The sequence below is a fragment of the Mesorhizobium sp. M1A.F.Ca.IN.020.06.1.1 genome (assembly GCF_004023265.1).
GTDB lineage: Bacteria > Pseudomonadota > Alphaproteobacteria > Rhizobiales > Rhizobiaceae > Mesorhizobium.
Window position 1 is genome coordinate 1 of sequence record NZ_RZSR01000915.1, and the last position, 2407, is coordinate 2407.

A 2407-nucleotide genomic window follows, 5' to 3' on the forward strand; every position below is an offset into this window, starting at 1 on the left:
GCATCTGGCCATTGCGAAAGATGCCAAGCGCGCTGGAAACAAGTTGGCGTACAGGTGAAGAATCTGGTCGCAGAGGCACGGTTGCGGGAAGTCTGGGCCACTGCCAGCCGGCGCTGGTGCCGGCGACACTTGCCGCCACCCAGGCGGAGGTCGCAACCGCTTCGGCCAGCGAGTTGCTGGCCAGACGGTTGGCGCCATGCAGTCCAGTGCACGCGACTTCGCCACAGGCCCAGAGCCCGCCAACGGAACTGCGTCCTTCAGCGTCCACGGCCACCCCGCCCATGTGATAGTGCGCGGCGGGGCGCACGGGTATCGGCTCCACGGCCGGATCAATGCCGGCCTGCTTGCAAGCCGCGTCGATTGCGGGAAAGCGTTTTGCGAATTTCTGCCCGAGACATTGGCGGGCATCGAGATAGACCCGGTGCCCGGCGGCGAGGTGATTGGCGATCGCCCGCGCGACCACGTCGCGCGATGCGCATTCAGCGCCAGGTGTAGCGGCAAGGAAGCGGTGACCGTGTTCGTCCACGAGCACCGCGCCTTCGCCACGCACTGCTTCGCTTATCAGCGGCATTGGCCGTCGCTCAGTGTCCAGGGCGGTCGGGTGGAACTGCACGAATTCGAGATCGGCGAGCTCCGCGCCGGCACAAGCCGCAAGTGCCAAGCCGTGACCAAACGAGGAAAGCGGGTTAGTCGTGTCACAAAACAGGCCCCCTATGCCGCCGGTAGCGAGCACCACACGGCGCGTCGGCAATGCGAAGACGCCGCTGTTCAGGCCAGCCAGCAGGCCAACGGTGCTGCCCTCGGCGACCACCAGGCGAAGGGCTGTTATGCCTTCCATGATTGTGATCGAACGGGTCCGCTGCGCTACGGCAAGCAGCGTCCGGAACAACTCATGTCCAGTAGCGTCGCCGGAGGCGTGAACGATACGCCGACGCGAATGCGCCGCCTCCAGGCCAAGCCGCAGCTTGCCGTCCAGCGCCCGGTCGAACGGCACGCCGAGACGAATGAGGCTGTCGATGGCTGCGGGGACTGACTCGACGACCCGCCTGGCCATCGCTTCGTCGCAAAGCCCATCCCCGGCGGCGAGCGTGTCGGCAAGGTGCAGGTCTGGGCTGTCGTCCTCCCCCACACTCGCCGCGAGCCCACCCTGAGCGAGTGTGCTCGAGGCATCCGTTCCAAGAGCGGTCCTGGACAGAAGCACGACTGGCTGCGGTGCCAGATATAGCGCCGTCATCAGGCCGGCGATGCCAGCGCCGATGATGACCGGCGCCCCGCCAATGTCGTGGATGTATGGCGTCATACGAAGAGCATGCGCTCCACGGCCCAGCGGGCCCGCTCGGCGACATGCGTATCGATCGTGACGACGTGACGGTTCTCCTCGAGCGCTGCACGTATGTTGGCGAGCGTGATGCGCTTCATGTGCGGACAAAGGTTGCAGGGGCGCACGAAGTCCACATCCGGGTGGTCGACCGCGACGTTGTCGCTCATCGAGCATTCGGTCATCAGCACGACTCGTGCCGGTTTCTCCCGAGCCACATAATCCGACATGGCGGCGGTCGAACCCGAAAAGTCCGCCACTGCGACAACGCCGGGCGGGCATTCGGGATGGGCAAGCACCGTGATGCCAGGGTGCGCCTCGCGCAGTTCGCGGATGTCGGCCGGGGTGAAGCGCTCGTGCACTTCGCAATGGCCCTTCCAGGCGATGATCTCGACATCCGTTTCCGCCGCAACGTTCTTCGCCAGATATTCGTCGGGCAGCATGATGACGCGCGGCACGCCGAGCGATTCAACGACTGCCCGGGCATTGCCGGAGGTGCAGCAGATGTCGGATTCGGCCTTCACGGCGGCGGAGGTGTTGACATAGGTGACGATCGGCACGCCCGGATAGTGCTGCCGCATCAGGCGCACATCTTCGGCGGTGATCGAGTCGGCCAGCGAGCAGCCGGCTTCGCGATCCGGGATGAGAACGGTCTTGTCCGGATTGAGCAGCTTCGCCGTCTCGGCCATGAAATGCACGCCGGCAAGCACGATGACGTCCGCATCCACGTCCATCGCCTTGCGGGCCAGCGCCAGGCTGTCGCCGACGATGTCGGCCACGCAGTGGAAGATCTCGGGCGTCTGGTAATTATGCGCCAGGATCACGGCGTTGCGCTCGCGCTTCAGCGCCAGGATGGCGTCGATGTCCTCTACGAAAGCCGGCCATTCGATCGGCGGGATCACCCGTCGGACGCGCTGGTAAAGATGTGCGGCCGAAGGCAGCGCGGCGGTCATTGACGGCTCCGTTTATACTCAATGAGAATATAAGCGGCATATTCTTGATGTGAGAATAAGAGTCAACCCCGCGCCAGCGGCAATTTTGCCCCGGCAACCTCCCCTTCTTCGAGCACGGCGTGGCGGAAGCGATAAA

The 2407-nt window shown here is 64.6% G+C and carries 2 protein-coding genes; both read right to left on the reverse strand.

Annotated features, from left to right (window positions below):
* Window positions 1-1300, reverse strand: a 1300-nt coding sequence (locus EOA60_RS28960; RefSeq protein ID WP_128312322.1) for an L-aspartate oxidase, incomplete at its 3' end; no start/stop codon positions are given.
* Window positions 1297-2271, reverse strand: coding sequence for a quinolinate synthase NadA (gene nadA, locus EOA60_RS28965; protein ID WP_128312324.1), 975 nt, complete (start codon window positions 2269-2271; stop codon window positions 1297-1299). The genes nadA and EOA60_RS28960, both read right to left, overlap by 4 nt.
* Between the last annotated feature and the right edge of the window lie 136 nt (window positions 2272-2407).

What these genes read in the sequence shown, in the direction of transcription:
- nadA (WP_128312324.1), bottom strand. Translation starts at nt 2,271, where the DNA reads ATGACCGCCGCGCTGCCTTCGGCCGCACATCTTTACCAGCGCGTCCGA.